This window comes from Nocardioides sp. Leaf374 (genome assembly GCF_916862475.1).
GTDB lineage: Bacteria > Actinomycetota > Actinomycetes > Propionibacteriales > Nocardioidaceae > Nocardioides > Nocardioides kribbensis.
Genome location: NZ_CAKASO010000040.1, coordinates 1 through 20,411 on the forward strand (window position 1 = coordinate 1; position 20,411 = coordinate 20,411).

Consider the following 20,411-nt stretch of genomic DNA (forward strand, 5'->3'; position numbering starts at 1 on the left):
CCTCCCTGAGTTCGGGGAGAGCCTAACAGTGACGACGGTCTCAGGCGGACTTCACGCCGACTTCCTGCGCAGGCGGCGCGCCGCGGCCCGCAGTCCGGTCGGCAGGGCCAGCACGCCCACCACCGCGGGTCCCCCCAGGTACGCCGTCCAGGCGAGCACCAGCGCGACCACCCAGCTGCGCGGGGACGGGTCCGCCTCGACCCCGGCGAGACGCACGACCCGGAGCTCGGGCCCGTCGACCAGCACCTGCCCGGCCACGTCGGGCACGTCGGCGGAGAGGGCGGCGGCGGCCTCGAGGTCGACCACCACCACCGCGACGCCCAAGGCGGCGAGCTCCGCGGCGGCGGCCCCGGGGGTGCCCGCGTCGAGCGCGGCCAGCGCCGCGCGGGCGCGGGGGTCCTCCCCGGCGACGGCCGTGCCGTCGACCACGAGGGAGTCGTCGGCGACGTAGTCGGGCGCCAGGTAGCGACCGAGGGGGTCGAGCACCTTCCGGTCGTCGTTCCACGCCGGCCGGCGGTAGCTCGAGGCGGGCAGGACGAGCACGTCGCCCCCGCTGGGGGCCGCGGCGGCCGAGACCACCGGGCGCGCCGCGGCCCACGACGACGGGAGGTCGACGGCGCCCAGCCGGCCCGCCGCGCCCCACGTCGCGTCGGGCAGCAGCGCGACGGGCAGCAGCACCGCGGCCCCCGCCACCGCCAGCGGCAGCACCGGGGCCGCCGAGCGACGCGCCAGCGCGAGCAGCACACCGGCGCCGTGGGCCACGAGGAGCACCAGCAGCGGCGCGCACAGCAGCAGCAGCCGCGACCCGTCGCGCAGCAGGCCCAGCCCCGGCACGGTCGCCGCCAGCGAGCCCAGCGCGGCGGGCACGGCCCAGGTGAGCACGGCGAGCAGCCACCCGGTCGCCCACGCGGCCAGCAGCACGCCCCGCTCCCGCGCCGGCGTCGCCCGCCACCAGGCGCGTGAGCCGAGCAGGGCCAGCGCCACGAGCACGACCAGCGCCACCCATCCCGTGGCGCCCAGGCGGCTGGGCGGCACGACCTCGACGTTCCACACCCCACCCAGGGTCAGCGCGGCCAGCGGACCCGGCACCGAGCCCTCCCCCTGCAGCGCGAAGAGACGCGCGCCCACCGCGTCGGTGGTCGCCACCGACGCGTGCAGCGCCCCCGCCACCAGCCACGGCGCGTTGCCGGCCGCCGCCATCGCCAGCACCGCGCGACGCCGGCCGCGCCCCCAGGCGGCCAGCACGAGCACGAGCGCCGAGGCCAGGCCCGCGCTCGCGCTCAGGCAGGCCAGCGGCACCACCAGCCACAGCCGGCGGGGCGCGCGGCCCACCACGCGCCACTCCCGCGCGAGCAGCAGCAGCCACGGCAGCGCGGCGTAGGCGACCAGGACGGGCCAGGCGCCGAGCACGAGCCGCTCGACCACGAAGGGGTTCCACTGCCACAGCCCGACGGCGAGCAGCCGCACCGGGGTCGGGCCGGGCGCCAGCCGCGCGGCCCCCACGCCGCCGGCGACCAGGCTCCCCAGGAGCACGACCTTCTGCAGCACCATGCCGCCGACCACCTCGTCGAGCAGCCCGACCACCGCGTCGGACGGCACCGCCCGCGGCAGCCCCGAGCCCAGCCCCCACACGTCGGGTCGCAGGGCCAGGTCGGGCACCCACACCATGTCGAAGGTCAGCACGTAGCCCGGCGCGAGGGCCGGCCCGAGCAGCAGGACCGCCAGGAGCAGCGACCACAGCGGCACCAGCCAGGGCGGCGTGCGCCGGGGGTCGACCACGCGGCGCTCGGAGGGGTCGTGCTGTCCGGTGTCGGTCACGGTCCCCCTCGTCCTCCCCTCGTCGACGCCCTCGTCGTCCGTCGCGCGCGGGGTCGCGGTGATCCAACCACCCCGGCCGGGGCGTCCGGGCACCACCGGCGGCGCGCCCCGTCGTAGTGTTCGTGCCCGTGACCCCCACGACCGCGCCGACGACCCGGCGCCTGCGCGGCGGCGCCTCGATCGCCGTGGCGATGGGCGTCATGAACGTCGCCACCTACGGCTACACCGTGGCCGCGGCGCACCTGCTCGGCCGCGAGCCCTTCGGCGCCTTCTCCGCCCTCATGGGCGTCCTGCTCGTGGTCAACGTGCTGTCGCTGGGCCTCCAGGCCACGGGGGCCCGGCGGATCTCGGCGGCGCCGGCGCAGACCGAGGAGATCGAGCGGGTCGTGCTCGGCGTCGGGGTGCGCAGCGCGCTGGGACTCGGCGCGCTGTGCCTGCTCGCCTCCCCCGTGCTCAACACCGTGCTCCAGCTCCACAGTCTTCCCACCGCGATGCTGGTCGCCCTCGCGGCGGCGCCGCTGACCCTCATGGGTGCGCAGGCCGGGGTGCTCCAGGGCGAGCGCCGCTGGGAGCCGCTGGCCCTGGTCTACCTCACCCAGGGGCTCGGCCGCGTCGCCTGCGGACTGGGACTGATGGCGGTGTGGCCGACCGAGTTCGCAGCGATGCTCGGGGTGGCGCTCGGCGCCTGGCTGCCGGTGCTGGTCGGCTGGGTCGCGCTGCGGCGTCCCCGCCCCGAGGTCGAGACACCCGAGGGCCACCCCGGCGTGGAGCTGCTGCGCGAGGTCGGTCGCAGCAGCCAGGCCCTCTTCGCCTTCTTCGCCCTCTCCAACGCCGACATCCTGGTCGCCCGCGCCGTGCTGCCCGACGACCAGGCGGGCCTCTACGCCGCCGGTCTGATCCTGGTCAAGGCGGTGCTCTTCCTGCCGCAGTTCGTCGTGGTCATCGCCTTCCCCAGCATGGCCTCCGACGGCGCCAGCCGTCGCGCCCTGCTGCTGTCGCTGTCGACCACCGCGGTCCTCGGGGCGTGCGCGCTCGGCGGCACCCTGCTCCTGCCCGACCTGGCGCTGCTCTTCGTCGGCGGCTCCGACTTCGAGTACATCAAGTCCGCGCTGTGGCTCTTCGCCATCGTCGGCACCCTGCTGGCGATGCTGCAGCTGCTCCTCTACTCCGCCCTGGCCCGTCGCCAGGGCCGCGCGATCCTGGCGCTGTGGACCGGGCTCGTCGTGCTCGTCGCGGGAGCGCTGACGGTGGAGTCGGTGGGCTCGCTCATCGTGCTGGTCGTCGTCATCGACGCCTGCCTCTTCGTGTGCCTGCTCACCCTGGCCCTGCTCGACCGCCCGGCCGTCGCCCCCGAGGCGGCACCGGCGCGCGTCGGCGACTGAGCCCGCCCGCGCCCTCCGGCACCACCGGCGACGGGAGCGGGCGTCCGGCCGGGGACGGCTAGTGGGCCGCGTCGTGCCAGCTGCGGCCGGTGCCGACGGAGACGTCGAGCGGCACGGCCAGGTCGGCGGCGCCGCCCATGTGGGTGCGCACGAGGGCCTCGAGGGCCTCCCGCTCACCGGCGGCGACCTCGAGCACGAGCTCGTCGTGCACCTGGAGCAGCATCCGCGAGCGCAGGCCCTCGGCGGCGATCGCCTCCTCCACCCGCAGCATCGCGACCTTGATGATGTCGGCGGCCGAGCCCTGGATGGGGGCGTTGAGCGCCATCCGCTCGGCCATCTCGCGGCGCTGACGGTTGTCGCTGGTGAGGTCGGGCAGGTAGCGACGGCGCCCCATGATGGTCTCGGTGAAGCCCGAGCGACGGGCCTCCTCGACGATGCCCTCGAGGTAGTCGCGGATCCCGCCGAAGGTCTCGAAGTACTCCTCCATCAGCCCGCGGGCCTCGCCCGGCTCGATGCCGAGCTGCTGGGAGAGCCCGAAGGCCGAGAGCCCGTAGGCCAGGCCGTAGTTCATGGCCTTGATCTTGGCCCGCTGCTCGACGGTGACCGCGTCGGCCGGGGTGTCGAAGACCCGGGCCGCGGTGATCGAGTGGAAGTCGCGACCCGACCTGAAGGCCTCGATGAGCAGGGCGTCCTCGGAGAGGTGGGCCATGATGCGCATCTCGATCTGGCTGTAGTCGGCGGTCATCAGGCACTCGAAGTCGGCACCGTCGGCCCCGCGGCCGACCACGAAGGCCTCGCGGATGCGCCGACCCTCCTCGGTGCGGATGGGGATGTTCTGCAGGTTGGGGTCGGTGCTGGAGAGCCGGCCGGTGGCGGCGATCGTCTGGTTGTAGGTGGTGTGGATGCGCCCGTCGGGGGCCACGGTCTTGAGCAGGCCCTCGATGGTCTGGCGCAGCCGGATGACGTCGCGGTGGCGCAGCAGGTGCAGCAGGAACGGGTGCTCGGTCTTGACGTAGAGCGCCTGCAGCGCGTCGGCGTCGGTGGTCCAGCCGGTCTTGGTGCGCTTGGTCTTGGGCATGTCGAGCTCGTCGAAGAGCACCACCTGCAGCTGCTTGGGCGAGCCGAGGTTGATCTCCTTGCCGATGACGGCGAAGGCCTCGTCGGCGGCCTGCTTGACCTCGTCGGCGAAGTGGGACTCCAGCGCCTCCAGGTGGTCGGTGTCGACGGCGATGCCGACCTGCTCCATGCGGGCCAGCTGCTCCACCAGCGGCAGCTCGACCTGCGCCATGAGCTCGCGCCCGCCGTGCTCCTCCACCGCGGTGTCGAGGGCCTCGGCGAGGTCGACGACGGCGCGGGCGCGCAGCATCGCGACGTCGGCGACGGCCTCGTCCTCGTCGAAGAGCAGGCCCTGGTCGCCGTCGGTCTCCTCGCGCAGCTCCCTGCGCAGGTAGCGCAGCGTGAGGTCGGCCAGGTCGTAGGAGCGCTGGTCGGGCCGCACGAGGTACGCCGCGATCGCGGTGTCGCTCTGCAGGCCGCGCAGGGTCCAGCCGTGGGCGGCCAGCGCCAGCACCGGGCCCTTGGCGTCGTGCAGCACCTTGGGCCGGGCGGCGTCGCCGAGCCACGCCGCGAGCGCGGCGTCGTCGGCGGGGGTCAGGGTGGCGGCGTCGACGTAGGCCGTGCGATCACCGGGGGCGGCCAGCGCGAGGCCGTCGACACGACCGGAGCCGGCGCCCCACGCGCCCCGCACGTGCAGACCCACGACGCCGTCGCCGGTCTCCTCCAGCCACGGGCCCAGCTCGTCGGCGCCCAGGGTGGTGCCGCCGACCTCGAAGCCGGGACCGTCGACCTCCTCCTCCGAGGTCAGGGTCTCGAAGAGCCGGTCGCGCAGCACGCGGAACTCCAGCCCGTCGAAGAGGGTGTGGACCTCCTGGCGGTCCCAGGGCCGCATCGCGAGGTCGGCGGGCAGCAGCTCGAGGTCGAGGTCGCGCACGAGGGCGTTGAGGCGACGGTTGCGGATCACGTCGCCGAGGTGGGCGCGCAGGTTGTCGCCGGCCTTGCCCTTAATGGCGTCGGCGTGGGTGATGACGTTGTCGAGGCCGTCGTACTGCGCGATCCACTTGGCCGCGGTCTTCGGGCCGACCCCGGGCACGCCGGGGAGGTTGTCGGAGTCCTCGCCGACCAGCGCGGCCAGCTCGGGGTAGCGGTGCGGGGGCACGCCGTACTTGGTCTCCACGGCCTCCGGGGTCATCCGGGCCAGGTCGGAGACGCCGCGCATGGGGTAGAGCACCGTGCAGGCCTCGGTGACCAGCTGCAGCGAGTCGCGGTCGCCGGTCAGCACGAGCACGTCCATGCCGTCGGCCTGGGCCTGGGTCACCAGCGTGGCGATGATGTCGTCGGCCTCGAAGCCGTCCTTCTTCAGGAACGGCACCCGCAGCGCCCCGAGGACCTCCTCGATCAGCGGCAGCTGGCTGCCGAACTCGCTGGGAGTCTTGTTGCGCTTGGCCTTGTACTCGGAGTACTCCTCCAGCCGGAAGGTCTGCCGGGAGACGTCGAAGGCCACCGCGAGGTGCGTCGGCTGCTCGTCGCGCAGCACGTTGATGAGCATCGAGGTGAAGCCGTAGACGGCGTTGGTGTGCTGCCCCGTGGTCGTCGAGAAGTTCTCCACCGGCAGCGCGAAGAAGGCGCGGTAGGCCAGCGAGTGGCCGTCGAGCAGCAGCAGTCGCGGGCGGGCGGAGGCGTCGGGAGCGGGCGTCGTCTCGGGCACCCGGCGACTCTATCCGTCGCCGGGGACACCGCCACCCGCGCCGCCGGAGGGCCCGGCCGGTGCCGCGATCCCCGCTAGGTTGAGCCCCATGAGCCAGACCCCCGCACCCCGGTCCACCGACGACCTGATGGCCTCCCTGCCCCACGGCATGGGTGGGCTGAACGAGAAGATGGGCATCGAGCTCGTCGAGTTCTCCGCCGACAGGGTCGTGGCGACCATGCCCGTCGAGGGCAACACCCAGCCCTACGGCCTGCTGCACGGCGGGGCCTCGGTCGTGCTGGCCGAGAGCCTCGGCTCGATGGGCTCGGCGCTGCACGCCGACCCGCTCGGCAAGGTCGCGGTGGGCGTCGACATCAACGCGACCCACCACCGTTCGGCGACCGCGGGCCTGGTGACGGGCACCGCGACCCCGGTGCACCTGGGGCGCTCCTCGGCGTGCTTCGAGGTCGTGGTGACCGACGAGCGCGGCAAGCGGGTCTGCACCGCGCGCATCACCTGCGCGCTGGTGCCCAAGGAGCAGCTGGGCATGTGACCCGGCGCCCCGGGTGGTCCTCGGACCGGCCGGGGCCCTGTCGACGGAGCGGGCTCAGGCCTCGGCCTGGGACTCCTTGCGCCGCAGCGAGCGGCGGGCGGCGAGCACCTGCCCGCGCTGCCGGCTGGTGAGCCCGCGCCCGGTGCCGGGGCGCTGGGCCTCGATCTTGCTGCGCACCAGCGCGGTGGCGGCGACCCTGACGGTCGCCTGCGGGGCGAGCGCGAGGCGGGCCATGAAGCGGTTGGCGTCGCGGGAGCCGGAGTCGGCCGCGGTCATCACGTGGGCGACGCCGAGCTCCTCGGCGTAGGCGACGGCCGACTCCATGAGGGTGCGGCCGATGCCGCGGCGGCGGTAGGCCGGCAGGACGTGGGGCGAGAGCGCCTGCACGACCGGCTCGAGGTTGATCGGGCTGACCGTGGCCACGCGGAGGTAGACCGCGCCGGCCGGCTCGCCGTCGTGCTCGGCCACCAGCAGCCGCTGCTCGGGCGAGTCGGCGGCCGACTTGATGACCACCTCGAGGTCGGCGACCTGCTCCTGCAGGTCGGTGCGACGCAGCGAGTCGGCCCACAGCTCGGCCAGGAACAGGGCGTCGGCGACCTCGGCGGGCCGCAGCGAGACCTGCGAGCGTGTCATCGACCCGACCCTCCCCTGGGCCCTCGGCAGGGCCCGTCCGTGGTGGGCGCCCCCCGGCGAGCCCCCTTCGTGCGTGTGACGCGCCGTCGAGACTACGCTCCCACCCGATCGACTGTCAGAGGAGTCCCGTGATCCCCGGTGCCGGCACGCTCGTCAACGTCGCGACGGTCCTGGTGGGCTCCGGGCTGGGCGTCCTGCTGGGCAACCGGCTGCCGACCCGCACCCGCGAGCTGGTCACCGACGCCCTCGGCCTCGTCACGCTGCTCATCGCCGCCACCTCGGCGATGGAGGTGCTCTCCCCCGACCTGAGCGACGCCGTCGGCAGCAGCGCCCCGATGCTCGTCGTCCTCGGCGCCATGCTGGTCGGCGGGATCGTCGGCTCCACGCTGCGCCTGGAGCAGCGCGTCGAGCAGCTGGGGGCCTGGCTGCAGCGCCGCCTGGGCGGGGGCTCCGGGCCGGGTGACGCAGCACCGGACGCCGCGGTGCCGGACGCCGCGGCACCGGACGCCGCCGGACCGGGAGCGGCGGCGGGCGAGCGGCGGCGGCGCTTCGTCGAGGGCTTCGTCGTGGCCTCCCTGGTCTTCTGCACCGGCCCGCTGACCATCCTGGGCTCCCTCAACGACGGCCTCGGCAACGGCGCCGACCAGCTCTACCTGAAGTCGACCCTCGACTTCTTCGCCGCCATCGCCTTCGCGGCCTCCTTCGGGTGGGGCGTGGCCGCCTCGGTGCTCACCGTCGTCACCGTGCAGGGCGGGCTCACCCTGGTCGGGCTCGCGCTGGGCGACGTGCTCCCCGACGCCCAGCTCGCCGCGATCACGGCCACCGGCGGGCTGCTGCTCGTCGGGGTCGCGCTGCGGCTGCTGCGGATCCGCGAGGTGGCCGTGGCCGACCTGCTGCCGGCGCTGCTCGTGGCTCCGCTGCTGGTGACGGCGCTCGCGGCGTACCGCTGATCCTCGCGTGACGGGCCCCCCGGGGCACCGATCCGGCCTCAAGGTCACGAATCGGCCACAAACGTTTCAGCCTGCGCAAGCGGGGTACCAAAGCGGCCCCTGCGCACTAGGTTGCCTCCTGTGCCGTGACCCCGACCACGGTGCCACGAGATCCCGGAGGACAGATGAAGCGTAGATCCACCACGATCCGCCTCGCCGCCGTTGCGGCTGCCAGCGCGATGGTGCTCGCAGGCTGCGGCAGCGACTCGGGCGACGAGGAGCCCAGCTCCACCAGCTCCGACAGCGGGTCCTCGGCCCCGACCGCGGAGGGCGACGGCACCCTGGTGTTCGGCACGCTGCTCCCGCAGACCGGCAGCCTGGCCTTCCTCGGCCCGCCGGAGTTCGCCGGCGTCGACCTGGCCGTCAACGACATCAACGAGGCCGGCGGCGTCCTCGGTGCCGACGTCGAGAGCGTCCGCGGCGACTCGGGCGACACCGACTCCGGTATCGCCCCGGCCGAGACCGACAAGCTCCTCGACGGGGGCGCCGACGTCATCGTCGGTGCCGCGTCCTCGGGCGTCTCGCTCACCGTGATCGACAAGATCATGTCCTCGGGCGCGGTCATGTTCTCCCCGGCCAACACCTCCACCGCCTTCGACGAGGGCGACTACGCGGAGCCGGACAACTACTTCCGCACCGCCCCCTCCGACATCCTCCAGGGTGCGGTCATGGCCAACCTGCTGCTGCAGGACGGTCGCCAGAACGTCGCGATCCTCGCCCGCCAGGACGCCTACGGCGAGACCCTGGCCGAGCAGATCGCCACCAACCTGGAGAACGCCGGCAGCCAGGTCGCCGCCACCGTGTTCTACGGCGAGAAGGCCCAGTCCTACGACTCGCAGGTGGAGGAGATCGCGGGCTCCGGCGCCGACGCCGTCGTGCTGGTCGCCTTCGAGGAGACCACCTCGATCATCCCGCAGCTGATCCAGGCCGGCGCCGGTCCGCAGGACCTGCCGACCTACTTCGTCGACGGCAACACCGCCAACTACGACAAGTCGGCCACCGCTCCGCTGCCCGACGGCACCCTCGAGGGCACCAAGGGCACGATCCCGGGCGCCGAGACCGCGGCCGACTTCAAGGACCGCCTGGCCACGGTCGACGACAACCTCAAGGACTACGCCTACGCCGCGGAGTCCTACGACGCCACCATCGTCTCCGCCCTGGCCGCGATCGCGGCCGACAGCGACGCCGGTGACGCCATCGCCGAGCAGATCCCCGACGTGACCCGCGAGGGCACGACGTGCACCACCTTCGAGGAGTGCGCCGGCCTGCTGGCCGACGGCGAGGACATCGACTACGACGGTGTCTCCGGCCCCATCGAGCTGAGCGACCTGGGCAGCCCGACCTCGGCGTCGATCGGCATCTACGAGTACGACGCGCAGAACAAGATCTCGCCGGTGGACTACATCAGCGGCGACATCTGAGCCGACCGCGGCACCGCACCACCAGCACCCGCTTCATCCGCAGGGCCCCGGAGCACCGCTCCGGGGCCCTGCGCCGTCCCGCCCGGACGGGAGCGGGAGGGACCGGGCGACGCGCGCACCGGTCCCCCCGCTCAGGCCACCGTGGTGGTGGACGCCCCGCGGTCCCGCGTCGAGGCGGGCCGCTCGAGCGCCGTGCCCTCCTCCGCGGCCTCGAAGGCCGGGTCGTCGGCGAAGGACTTCAGGCGCGCGATGCGGTAGATGAGCAGGCCGTAGAGCGCCTTGGCCAGGATGTCGGCGATGGAGTAGCCGGCCTGCTTGCCGACCCAGGCGTCGGAGCCGTCGAGACCGAGCAGGGGCAGCAGGTAGGCGATCGGGTAGACCCCCCACGAGGCGAAGAGGAGGATCCGCAGCCGCGAGATGGTCTGGCGCACCGCGGGCGGCTGGCGGTCCAGCGACCGGGTCAGCTCCACGAAGAGCACGTAGAGGATGTAGAGGAACGGCAGGGTCGACAGCAGCCCGAACACGTGGCGCAGGGCGTCGCTGTCGCTGATCTCCCCCGGGTAGCCCAGGACGATCATCAGCGCCGAGGCCGGCACGAGCCGCCACAGCAGCGACGCCTGGAGCTTGCGGGCCAGGGCGAGGACGACGACGAGCTCCACGAGCAGGAGCGGCACCGTGAGCAGCCAGTCGACGTAGCGGTAGCCCTCGTTGAACGACGCACCGACGGCCTGGGTGTAGGTGCCCTCACCCCCGACCGCGTCGGTGACGAAGGCCTCCTTGAAGGAGCTGAAGATGCGGAAGTAGTGGTAGGCGGCGATGCCGCACACCACCGCGGAGACCAGGAGCGCCTGCCGGTAGCGCGGCAGCACGCGCGGCTGGGCGGCGACGAGGAACAGCGCGGTGAACAGCTGGGCCGCGATGACCAGCGACAGCAGGTTGTAGACCGTGTCGTACTGGCCCTGGGTGAGTTGATCGGGAATCACTGGAACGACCTCCGTTGACGTGTGGCCGAGGAGGGCGACGGCGCCCTCAGGTCAGCACAAGTGGCGCTGACCTGCGCCGATGCGGGCCGTGGTGGGCCGCTGACGCAGCCTCAGTGTGGACCTCCACGTGAACTTCAACAAGATATTTCAATCCTTTGTTGAGATTTTGCCGTCCAGGGGTCCCCGAGGCAGTCGCCGAGGTCGATACTCGCGGTGTGACCGTCCTCGAGCCCCGACTCGCCCCCGCCGGCGGGCCGGCGCGCGTCGACGTGCTCCGCACCGCGTGCCGCTGGTCGCGCCGACTCGCGGTCGTGGCCGTCGGCGGGGCCGTCGTGCTGGCGGCGGCGCCGGTCCCCGCCGGGGTCTCGGGTCCCCTCGTGCTCGCCGTCGCGGGCGCCGGGCTGCTCCTCGGTCTGCCGCACGGTGCCGTCGACCACGTCGTGGCCGCGCGGCTCGCCCGTCGGTCGTGGCCCGTGGTCGCCCTCGCGTACGCCGCGGTCGCCGCGGTGAGCTGGGTCCTGCTCGCCACCGCGGGGCCGGTGGCCCTGGTCGCGGTGCTGCTGCTCAGCGTGGTGCACTTCGGCCTCGGCGAACTCGAGGTCGTCAGGGAGGTCTCCGGGTGGCGGCCCGGCCCCGTCGTGTCGGTCGCGGTCGCTCTCGCGGGAGCCGGCGCCCTGCTGCTGCCGCTGGCCCGCGCCGGGCCGCTCCTGGTCGACGTCGGCACCGCGGTCTCCCCCGGGCTCGGGCCGCTCCTGGGCGAGCCCGTCATGCGGGCCGCGCTCGCCGCGACCTGGGTCGCGGCCGCAGCGGTGGCGACGACGGCCGCGCTGCGGGCGGGCCAGCGTCAGGTCGCCGCCGACGTGCTGGTGCTCGGCCTCCTCGGGGCGGTCGTGCCGCCGCTCGCCGCCTTCGCCCTGTGGTTCGGCGGCTGGCACGGTCTGCGCCACTGCGCCCGCCTGCTGCTCGACGACCAGCGCTGCGCCTCCTGGGTCGCCGCGGGTGACCCCGCCCGAGCGGTGCGCGTCCTGGCCGGCCGCGCCGCGTGGCCCACCCTCGCGGCCACGGCCGTGCTCGCCGCCCTCCTCGCGGGGTCCGTGCGCGCCGCCGACCCGAGCCGCGCGCTCGCCACGACGCTGCTGCTCCTGCTGGCCCTGACGGTGCCGCACATGCTGGTCGTGCTGTGGAGCGACCACCGCGCCCGGCACCCCGGCCGACTCAGCCGGTCTGCCAGGTGAAGCCCAGCTCGGAGGGCTCCGGCGGTCGTGTGCCGTCGGTGCGGGCGAGCCAGTAGAGGCAGCCCGCGTCGCCCCAGGCGGAGTCCGCGCCGCCGTCGACCTGCAGCAGCGGGCGCCACCGCAGCGCCTCGCGGCGGTGCTCCTCGTCCCACGTCGCCGTGCCCAGCCGGGCCTCGGCCGCCTCCCACTCCACCGCTCCCTGCACCGGACGGGCCCAGCCTCCGAGCTGGTGACCGACCGCGTCCTCACCGACCGCGTCGTCGAGCAGCTCCCCCAGACGCTCCTCCATGGCGTCGGGGAGCTCGACCCCGGCGATCTCGAGCACCGGGTGCTCGCTGTCGGGCCAGGTGAGGACCTGGACGCCGGCGAGCGCGGTGTGTGCCCCCAGGGCCGGCCCGACCCCCTCCACGTGGAGCAGTCGCCACCCCGCCGCGGTGCCGGGATCGGCGGCGTCGACGATCGCACCGGTGCCGTCGGGGTCGTCGTAGCAGAACGCGAGCAGCCGTCCGGTGCTCGCCAGCCGCAGGCCGGCGTCGAGGCCGGCGGCGGCCACCGCGGCGAGGTCCACCTCGGCGACGAGGCGCAGCGGACCCTCACCCGGCCACCGCGGGCGGTCGGCGCCCGGTGGGAGGTCGGGCGACCCACCGAGCCGCGCCACCGCCGGCTCCCCCGGCCCGGCGGGTCTTAGCAGCACCGCCGGGCGGAGCAGCCCGAGCCAGGCCCTCGCGCCCGCCTCGTCGAGGTGCTCCCGGGCGAGGGCGGTCAGGTGCTCGCTGGCGAGTGCGGTCATGTCCACCATCGTGGAGGGGGCAGCCAAGGAGGACCCGGCCCCTTGTCGACGACACCCGGCAGCGACACGGGTGCGGTCCCGCTCCTGCTCCCGCAGGAGCGGGACCGCTTCCCGCAGCCGAGGTGGGGCCGGCTCAGGAGGCCTGCTTGCCCAGCGTGCCGAGGTAGAGCTCGATGACCTTCGGGTCGTCGGCCAGCGAGCGGCCCGTGCCGGTGTAGGCGCTGCGTCCCTGGTCGAGGACGTAGCCGCGGTCGCAGATCTGCAGGCAGCGACGGGCGTTCTGCTCGACCATGACGACCGAGACCCCGGCCTGGTTGATCTTGCGGGTCTGCACGAAGACCTCGTCCTGCATCACCGGCGACAGACCCGCCGACGGCTCGTCGAGCAGCAGGACCGACGGGTCCATCATGAGGGCGCGGCCCATCGCCACCATCTGACGCTCGCCGCCCGACAGCGAGCCCGCGCGCTGCTTGCGCCGGGTGCCGAGGGTCGGGAAGAGGTCGGTGACGAAGTCGAAGCGGTCCTGGAACGTCTTGGGAGCCTGGTAGCAGCCCATCTCGAGGTTCTCCTCGATGGTGAGGCTCGGGAAGACGTTGTTGGTCTGCGGCACGAAGCCGATGCCCTGCGCCACGAGCTGGTCGGCCCGCTTGTTGGTGATCGCCTCGCCCTTGAGCGTGACCTGGCCGGTGTGGATCTTGACCAGGCCGAAGAGCGCCTTGAGCAGCGTCGACTTCCCGGCGCCGTTGGGTCCGATGATGCCGACCAGCTCACCGGGCTGGCAGTAGAAGTCGGCGCCGTTGAGGATGTTGACACCCGGGAGGTAGCCCGCGATCAGGTTGTCGGCCCGCAGGACGGCGCCCTCGGCGCCGGCCTCGTGGGCGCGGCGCTCGGGGCTGTCGGGCTCGGTGGTGCCGCTCATTCCTTGGTCCCCTCGATCTCGGCCATGGCCTCTTCCATGATGGCCTCTTCGTCCATCTCGCTGAGGTCGGTGTCGTGGTGGGCGCCGAGGTAGGCGTCGATGACGCGCTGGTCGGCCATCACCGAGGCGGGGGTGCCCTCGGCGACGATCTGGCCCTGCGCCATGACGATGACCCAGTCGGAGATGTGACGCACCATGTCCATGTCGTGCTCGACGAAGAGCACGGTGCGGCCCTCGTCGCGCAGCGACTGCACGTGGCCGAGCAGCGACTGCTTGAGCGCCGGGTTCACACCCGCCATCGGCTCGTCGAGCATGATCAGCTCCGGGTCGACCATCAGCGCGCGCGCCATCTCGAGGAGCTTGCGCTGACCGCCCGAGAGCGAGCCGGCGAAGTCCTCGCGCTTGGCGTCGAGCTTGAAGCGCACCAGCAGCTCGTCGGCACGACGCGTGATCTCGTCCTCCTGCGAGGACCACAGGGACTTGAAGGGGGCCGACCAGAAGCGCTCGCCGCGCTGGCCGGTCGCCCCCAGGCGCATGTTCTCGATGACGGTCAGCTTGGAGAGCACCTTCGTCAGCTGGAAGGTGCGCACCATGCCGCGGCGGGCGACCTTGTAGGCCGCGACCCCGCTGAGGGGCTTGCCGTTGAAGCTCCAGTCGCCCGTGTCGGGGGTGTCGAAGCCGGTGAGCAGGTTGAACAGCGTGGTCTTGCCGGCGCCGTTGGGCCCGATCAGCGCGGTGATGACACCGCGCTGGATCTCCAGGTGCTCCACGTCGACGGCCTTGAGGCCGCCGAAGGCGCGGGAGATGTTGTCGCCGACGATCAGCGGGTCGGGCTTGCGGGCCCCGGGGTCGGTGGGGACGCCGGCGAGGCCGGCGCGCCCTGTCGAGTCAGCGTCCATCGATCGCGATCTCCCTCCGGTCACCGAAGATCCCCTGTGGTCGGTAGATCATCAGCAGCATCAGTGCCAGTCCGGTGATGATGAAGCGGACGAGGCTGGACTGGGTGTCGTCCATGATCCAGCTGGGGATCAGCGGGTCGACGCCCGAGGTGGCCTGGCCGAAGAACGAGCCGAGGCCGGACAGCAGGAACCAGAAGATGATCGCGCCCACCACGGGACCGAGCACCCGGGCCGCACCACCGAGCAGCAGCGCGGTGTAGGCGTAGAAGGTGATGTTGGTGGAGTAGTCGCTCGGCACGACCGAGGACTGCTTCAGGGCCAGGAACAGACCGGCCAGGCCACCGAACATGCCGCCCAGGATGAGCGCCTGCATCTTGTAGGCGAAGACGTTCTTGCCCAGCGAGCGCACGGCGTCCTCGTCCTCGCGGATCGAGCGGAGCACGCGACCCCACGGGCTGCGCATCAGCGTGAACACGATGAGGCAGCCGAGGGCCACGAGGACCCAGCCCACCGTGACCGACCAGAGGTCGTCACGGCTGTAGCGCACGATGCCCCAGTCGATGCCCTCGGAGTAGGGGTTGAGGTCCTTGTAGACGCTGGAGTATCCGGTGAGCCCGTTGGAGCCACCGAAGTAGTCCTTCATCTCCACCGAGCCGAAGACCAGGCGCAGGATCTCCGCCGTCGCGATGGTGGCGATGGCGAGGTAGTCGGCCCGCAGCCGCAGGGTCGGGAACCCGAGCAGCACGGCGAGCAGCAGCGGGGCGGCGAAGGCCATGACCAGGCCCACGCCGAAGGGCAGCCCGGCCACGACCACGGTGACGGCGAGGCCGTAGGCACCCACGGCCATGAAGCCGGCCTGACCGAAGTTGAGCAGGCCGGTGTAGCCGAAGTGGATGTTGAGGCCGATCGCGGCCAGGGCGTAGACGATGGCGTTGGGACCCAGGGCCTGGGTCAGGGCCGTCGAGAAGATGTCTGTGAAGTCCATGTCGGGGTCCTTAACCGATCCGCTCGCGACGACCCAGGATGCCTTGGGGTCTGATCAGCAGGATGAGGATGAGCACGACGAGGGCGCCGACCTCCTTGATCGACGAGGGCACCCCGAAGAGGGGGCCGACCTCGACCATCAGGCCGATCACCATCGAGCCGAACAGCGCGCCCCAGATGGTGCCGAGGCCGCCCAGCGTGACTGCCGCGAAGACCAGCAGCAGCAGCTTGAAGCCCATCAGGAAGTTGACCTGGCTGTTGATGGCCAGCAGCACGCCCGACAGCCCGGACAGTGCGGTGCCGAGGATCCAGGCGTAGCTGATGACGCCGTCGACGCGCATGCCGGAGGAGGCGGCCAGGGCGGGGTTGTCGGAGACCGCGCGCATGGCCTTGCCGAGGCGGGTGCGCATGAGCGCCACGCAGACCGCGGCGATCGCCACGAGCGCGATCAGGATGATCGCGAGCTCCTTGTCGGCCAGCGCGATCGGCCCGTAGCTCTCGCGCGCCTGGCTGGTGTACTCCGAGAGCGACTTGGTCGAGCTGGAGAAGAAGTACTGGTAGAGGCTGCGCAGGAAGAGGCCGAACCCGATCGAGACGATCATCATCGCGATCAGCCCGGTGCCGCGGGCGCGCAGCGGTCTCCACAGCGCGCGGTCCTGGGCCCAGCCGAAGGCCGCGCAGACGACCACCGCCACGATGCCGGCCACGATGACGGGCAGGCCGAAGGTGCGGTTGGCGACGTAGGCCGAGATGCCGCCGAGGGTGATCAGCTCGCCGTGGGAGAAGTTCGTCAGGCCGGTGGCGCCGAAGATCAGCGACAGGCCGAGGGCCGCGAGGGCCACGATGAGGCCGAACTTCACCCCGGAGACCAGGGCCGCGGCCAGCTTGTCGGCGAAGGTCGCGGTGTCGGCCGCGACGACGCCGATCGGGAAGGCGCCGAAGTTGTTGGGGCCGTCGAGACGCGCGACGACGGTCACCGAGGAGGGCGTGTCGGAGTCGAGCTCCACCCCCTCCGGCAGCGTCGCCTCGTCGAGGGTCACGGTGTAGGTGCCCTTCGACGGGACGGCGATGATGGCGCGTCCCTCGGCGTCGGTGACGCCCTCGCCGACCTCCTGGTCGGACTCGTCGGTGACGGTCAGGCCGACGTCGGGGATCGGCGTGCCGTTGCCCTCGGCGTCGAGGTCGGAGCTGTCGGTGAGGAGGACGTTGATGCCGGTCTCGTCAGGACCGATCGTCGGCTGCGGGGCGCCGGCGTCACCCGAGGGCGACGCCCCGGGAGAGGCCGAGGACTCCGCCGACGGACTGCTGGACGGGCTGGGGCTGGGGCTCGTCGTCCCGGCGTGGGCGGCCAGTGGCAGCAGGACCGCCACCAGCGAGGCCGCCACGAGCGCGAGGAGCGCCATCAATCGCGAAGCCACACACAACTCCTGTCGTTCCACGCACTTCCGGCGAGGGCTGCGAGGAGTGTAGGGGTCGGCGGGGGTCGCGCAAGGGCTCTGTGACGGACCGACACCAAACGGTGACAACCCTGATGCAGGCACCCGGGCACGCGGGCGCCCCCGACCCGGGCGCAGACGGGCGCGGGACGTCCGGGGACCGACGGGCGCCGCCCGGCGCCGCGGTCAGGAACCGGGGCCGGAGGCGATGCCGGGGCCGTGGGTGACGACCCCCTCGGCCACCTGGCGCATCGAGAGCCGCAGGTCCATCGCGGTCTTCTGGATCCAGCGGAAGGCCTCGGGCTCGGAGACCTTCAGCTGCTCCTGGAGGATGCCCTTGGCCCGGTCGACGGCCTTGCGGGTCTCGAGCCGCTCGGTGAGGTCGGCGACCTCGGTCTCCAGCTGCTGCACCTCGGCGAAGCGGCTGACCGCCATCTCGATGGCCGGCACCAGGTCGCTCTGGGTGAAGGGCTTCACCAGGTAGGCCATGGCACCGGCGTCGCGGGCCCGCTCGACCAGCTCGCGCTGGGAGAAGGCGGTGAGGATGACGACCGGCGCGAGCCGCTGACCGGCGATGGACTCGGCGGCGGCGATGCCGTCGAGCACCGGCATCTTCACGTCGAGGATGACCAGGTCGGGGCGCAGCTGCTCGGCCAGCTCGATGGCCTTGGCCCCGTCGCCGGCCTGCCCCACCACCGACCAGCCCTCCTCGGTGAGCATCTCGGCGAGGTCCATGCGGATGAGCACCTCGTCCTCGGCGATCACGACCGTCCGGGTGCTGGGCGCGGCGGGGGCGGGGGCGTCGGTCACGGCGACAGGCTATCGCCCGCCGCGCCGCGGCCGAGCGCGAGACCGCGAGGCGCCGACCGGCGGGCCCTGCGCGTGGCCCTCCCCGGTCGGAGCGTCAGGAGGGCGTCGGGAGGTGGCGCGGCGGTCGTCAGGCCGGGTGCTGTGCGCGCCGCGCCGTGCGGGGCGTCGCGAGGAAGAGCTCGACCTCGGCCCGCTCGAGGCGACGACGGGCGGCGTCGGTGGCACCCTCGCGGGCGTTGCGCACCGCGCGCTCGTGGCTGGCGCGCGCCCACCGCCACGGCGCCCAGTGGCCGCCCCTGCCGATCACTGCCCTCGCCATGACTCAAACTGTAGTTATCTGGTCGACTTTTGTCGACTGTCGAGCCCGGAGCACCGTCGGGTAGCGTCTGCGCGCGTCGTGGCCCCGGTAGCCCAACGGCAGAGGCGATGGTCTCAAACACCATGCAGTGTGGGTTCGAATCCCACCCGGGGCACCCGTCCGGCTCCCCCGGGATGTCGGTGCGTGAGGGGACCGTGGGGCCATGCACCCCGACGACCTGGTCGCCGCCGCCCGGCGGGAGCACGAGGGTGGCGCCAGCGACAGCGAGATCGGGCGCCGCCTCGGTGTGGCCCGCACGACCGTCCGCGACTGGCGGCTCGGGCGCTGGCGGGAGGAACGGCACCGCCGACGCGACGTCGACTGCCCGACGTGTGGCGAGGCTCCGCTGGCGGCTGAGCCCTACGCCGTCCTCCTCGGCTACTACCTCGGCGACGGCTGCGTCTCGCAGCAGAGGCGCACCGTGTCGCTGCGGGTCGCCTGTGATGCCTCCCTGCCCGGCATCGTGGAGGACGTGGCCACCGTGGTCGCGCAGGTCCGCCCGGGGGCCCGGGTGTTCCGGGTGTCCGCACCCGGAACGACGGTGGTCCACGTCAACTGGCGCCACTGGCCCTGCCTGTTCCCCCAGCACGGGCCCGGCCGCAAGCACGAGCGGCCGATCGTGCTCGAGGCCTGGCAGCGCGCGGCGGTCGAGGCGCACCCCGCCGCCTTCCTGCGCGGGCTGTTCCACTCCGACGGCTCACGCAGCGCCAACTGGACGTCGCGGCGGCTGCGTGACGGCACGGTGCGCCGCTACGGCTACCCCCGCTGGCAGTTCGTGAACGCCTCGGCCGACATCCGTGGCCTGTGCTGCTGGGCCCTCGACCTGGTGGAGGTGGCCTGGCGGCAGTCGGCGTACCGCACCATCAGCGTCTCCACGCGCGCCGGCGTGGCCCGCCTCGACGCGCTGGTGGGGCTCAAGGGCTGATCCTCTGCCCGAGAGGTCCGCAGGACCCGCCTCAGGCCTCCGGGCGACGGTAGGCCGGGGCGACCTCGTTGATCGCGTCGCCCATCCGGTGGATGCGCAGCGCGTTGGTCGACCCCGGGATGCCGGGGGGCGCACCGGCGATGATCACCACCAGGTCGCCCTCCTGCACGCGGCCGATGCGCAGCAGCTGCTCGTCGACCTGGCGCACCATCTCGTCGGTGTGCTCGACGGGCGCGGTCTTGAAGGTCTCCACACCCCAGCTCAGCGAGAGCTGCGAGCGCACGACCGCCTCGGGGGTGAAGGCCAGGATCGGGATCGGGCCGCGCAGCCGCGACATCCGCCGGGCGGAGTCACCGGACTGGGTGAAGGCCACGACGTACTTGGCGCCCACGCGCTCGGCGACCTCGGCGGCCGCCTTGGCGATCACGCCGCCGTTGGTGTGGGGGTCCCAGTCGATCTCACGGACCCCGGCGACGGCGCCGGCCGAGAGGGCCTGGCGCTCGGTGGAGGAGATGATGCGGCCCATCGTCTCGACGGTGACGACGGGGTACTCCCCCACCCCGGTCTCCCCCGACAGCATGACGGCGTCGGAGCCGTCGAGCACCGCGTTGGCGACGTCGGAGGCCTCGGCCCGCGTGGGCGAGGGGCTGGAGATCATCGACTCAAGCATCTGGGTCGCCACGATGACCGGCTTCGCGTTGAGCCGGGCCTTCTGGATGATCTGCTTCTGCAGGAACGGCACGTCCTCGAGCGGGCACTCCACGGCCAGGTCGCCGCGGGCGACCATGATGCCGTCGAAGGCCGCGACGACCTCGTCGAGGTTCTCGATGGCCTGCGGCTTCTCGATCTTGGCGATGACGGGCACCATGACGCCCTCCTCGCGCATGATGGCCCGCACGTCCTCGGCGTCCTGGGCGTCGCGCACGAAGGACAGCGCGATGAAGTCGACCGAGAGCGACAGCGCGAAGCGCAGGTCCTCGACGTCCTTCTCCGACAGCGCCGGCACCGAGACCGCGACGCCGGGCAGGTTGATGCCCTTGTTGTCGGAGACCTTGCCGCCGACCAGCACCTCCGTGGTCACGTCGGTGTCGTCGACGCCGGTGACCCGCAGCCGGATCTTGCCGTCGTCGATGAGGATCGGGTCGCCCACACCGACGTCGCCCGGCAGGCCCTTGTAGGTCGTGCCGCAGCTCTCGATGTCGCCGGGCACGTCGCGGGTCGTGATCGTCCAGACCTGACCGCGTCGCAGCACGACCGGCCCGTCGGCGAAGCGCTCCAGGCGGATCTTGGGGCCCTGCAGGTCGGCGAAGATGCCGACCCCGTGGCCGCTGGCGTCGGAGGCCTCGCGGACCAGGCGGTAGCTCTCCGCGTGGTCGGCGTGGCTGCCGTGGCTCATGTTCAGCCGGGCGACGTCCATGCCGGCGTACACCAGCTCACGGATGCGCCTCGGCGACGAGGTCGCGGGACCCAGGGTGCAGACGATCTTGGCTCTACGCACGTCCCTCACCCTAGCGCTGTCTTGGAACGTTCCAA

At 73.0% G+C, this 20,411-nt stretch carries 18 protein-coding genes and 1 tRNA gene; 7 read left to right on the forward strand and 12 right to left on the reverse strand.

Going from position 1 to position 20,411, the window contains the following annotated elements:
• Positions 1-51: 51 nt before the first annotated feature.
• Entirely contained in the window at positions 52-1,818 is a 1,767-nt protein-coding gene (locus tag LPA27_RS15625) for a hypothetical protein (RefSeq protein ID WP_228943032.1), read from the reverse strand.
• A gap of 128 nt (positions 1,819-1,946) precedes the next feature.
• On the opposite strand from LPA27_RS15625, the gene LPA27_RS15630 reads away from it, so the two are divergent.
• Entirely contained in the window at positions 1,947-3,200 is a 1,254-nt protein-coding gene (locus LPA27_RS15630; protein WP_228943033.1) for an oligosaccharide flippase family protein, read from the forward strand.
• 58 nt (positions 3,201-3,258) lie between these two features.
• On the opposite strand, the gene polA is transcribed toward LPA27_RS15630, so the two are convergent.
• Positions 3,259-5,964 carry a DNA polymerase I gene (polA, locus tag LPA27_RS15635; RefSeq protein WP_228943034.1) on the reverse strand — a complete coding sequence of 902 codons (2,706 nt, stop codon included), beginning with the start codon at positions 5,962-5,964 and terminating at the stop codon, positions 3,259-3,261.
• 88 nt (positions 5,965-6,052) lie between these two features.
• On the opposite strand from polA, the gene LPA27_RS15640 reads away from it, so the two are divergent.
• Positions 6,053-6,496, forward strand: coding sequence for a PaaI family thioesterase (locus LPA27_RS15640; protein ID WP_228943035.1), 444 nt, complete (start codon positions 6,053-6,055; stop codon positions 6,494-6,496).
• A gap of 54 nt (positions 6,497-6,550) precedes the next feature.
• Here the strand turns inward: LPA27_RS15640 and LPA27_RS15645 are convergent, their stop codons facing one another.
• Positions 6,551-7,129 carry a GNAT family N-acetyltransferase gene (locus LPA27_RS15645; protein WP_056862542.1) on the reverse strand — a complete coding sequence of 193 codons (579 nt, stop codon included), beginning with the start codon at positions 7,127-7,129 and terminating at the stop codon, positions 6,551-6,553.
• A 128-nt stretch (positions 7,130-7,257) separates the two neighbouring features.
• Between LPA27_RS15645 and LPA27_RS15650 the strand changes: the two genes are divergently transcribed.
• Both LPA27_RS15650 and LPA27_RS15655 read left to right on the forward strand, forming a co-directional pair.
• The gene (locus LPA27_RS15650) at positions 7,258-8,079 is read left to right on the forward strand and encodes a DUF554 domain-containing protein (protein ID WP_228943036.1); all 822 of its coding nucleotides are present in this window, start codon (positions 7,258-7,260) and stop codon (positions 8,077-8,079) included.
• A gap of 164 nt (positions 8,080-8,243) precedes the next feature.
• Positions 8,244-9,539 (forward strand): ABC transporter substrate-binding protein, encoded by a 1,296-nt coding sequence (locus tag LPA27_RS15655; RefSeq protein ID WP_056862541.1) that lies wholly within the window; start codon positions 8,244-8,246, stop codon positions 9,537-9,539.
• A gap of 131 nt (positions 9,540-9,670) precedes the next feature.
• On the opposite strand, the gene LPA27_RS15660 is transcribed toward LPA27_RS15655, so the two are convergent.
• Positions 9,671-10,522, reverse strand: coding sequence for a bacteriorhodopsin-like (locus tag LPA27_RS15660; protein WP_082503114.1), 852 nt, complete (start codon positions 10,520-10,522; stop codon positions 9,671-9,673).
• A 215-nt stretch (positions 10,523-10,737) separates the two neighbouring features.
• Between LPA27_RS15660 and LPA27_RS15665 the strand changes: the two genes are divergently transcribed.
• Positions 10,738-11,757, forward strand: coding sequence for a beta-carotene 15,15'-dioxygenase, Brp/Blh family (locus LPA27_RS15665; protein WP_228943037.1), 1,020 nt, complete (start codon positions 10,738-10,740; stop codon positions 11,755-11,757).
• Here the strand turns inward: LPA27_RS15665 and LPA27_RS15670 are convergent.
• The 7 genes from LPA27_RS15670 to LPA27_RS15700 all read right to left on the reverse strand — a co-directional run bounded on the left by LPA27_RS15670 (position 11,738) and on the right by LPA27_RS15700 (position 17,914).
• A complete protein-coding gene (locus LPA27_RS15670; protein ID WP_228943038.1) occupies positions 11,738-12,547 on the reverse strand; it encodes a DUF1963 domain-containing protein in 810 nt (269 codons plus the stop codon). The genes LPA27_RS15665 and LPA27_RS15670 overlap by 20 nt on opposite strands.
• 133 nt (positions 12,548-12,680) lie before the next feature.
• Positions 12,681-13,466, reverse strand: a complete 786-nt coding sequence (locus LPA27_RS15675; RefSeq protein WP_056862538.1) for an ABC transporter ATP-binding protein — start codon at positions 13,464-13,466, stop codon at positions 12,681-12,683.
• Positions 13,463-14,365, reverse strand: a complete 903-nt coding sequence (locus LPA27_RS15680) for an ABC transporter ATP-binding protein (RefSeq protein ID WP_056904499.1) — start codon at positions 14,363-14,365, stop codon at positions 13,463-13,465. Before LPA27_RS15680 ends, LPA27_RS15675 begins: the two co-directional genes overlap by 4 nt.
• Entirely contained in the window at positions 14,355-15,350 is a 996-nt protein-coding gene (locus LPA27_RS15685; protein WP_228943039.1) for a branched-chain amino acid ABC transporter permease, read from the reverse strand. The genes LPA27_RS15680 and LPA27_RS15685 overlap by 11 nt, the downstream gene beginning before the upstream one ends.
• Positions 15,351-15,360: 10 nt before the next feature.
• Entirely contained in the window at positions 15,361-16,767 is a 1,407-nt protein-coding gene (locus tag LPA27_RS15690) for an ABC transporter permease subunit (protein ID WP_156697704.1), read from the reverse strand.
• Between the two features lie 204 nt (positions 16,768-16,971).
• A complete protein-coding gene (locus tag LPA27_RS15695; RefSeq protein WP_056862534.1) occupies positions 16,972-17,595 on the reverse strand; it encodes an ANTAR domain-containing response regulator in 624 nt (207 codons plus the stop codon).
• Between the two features lie 127 nt (positions 17,596-17,722).
• Positions 17,723-17,914, reverse strand: coding sequence for a hypothetical protein (locus LPA27_RS15700; protein WP_156718247.1), 192 nt, complete (start codon positions 17,912-17,914; stop codon positions 17,723-17,725).
• 81 nt (positions 17,915-17,995) lie between these two features.
• Here LPA27_RS15700 and LPA27_RS15705 point away from each other — a divergent pair.
• Together LPA27_RS15705 and LPA27_RS15710 are read left to right on the forward strand one after the other, a co-directional pair.
• A tRNA-Leu gene (locus tag LPA27_RS15705) sits at positions 17,996-18,068 on the forward strand.
• Between the two features lie 48 nt (positions 18,069-18,116).
• Positions 18,117-18,878, forward strand: coding sequence for a helix-turn-helix domain-containing protein (locus LPA27_RS15710; protein WP_228943040.1), 762 nt, complete (start codon positions 18,117-18,119; stop codon positions 18,876-18,878).
• 31 nt (positions 18,879-18,909) lie between these two features.
• Here the strand turns inward: LPA27_RS15710 and pyk are convergent, their stop codons facing one another.
• Positions 18,910-20,376: a pyruvate kinase gene (pyk, locus tag LPA27_RS15715; protein ID WP_056862531.1), complete on the reverse strand. Its 1,467-nt coding sequence runs from the start codon at positions 20,374-20,376 to the stop codon at positions 18,910-18,912.
• Positions 20,377-20,411 lie beyond the last annotated feature (35 nt).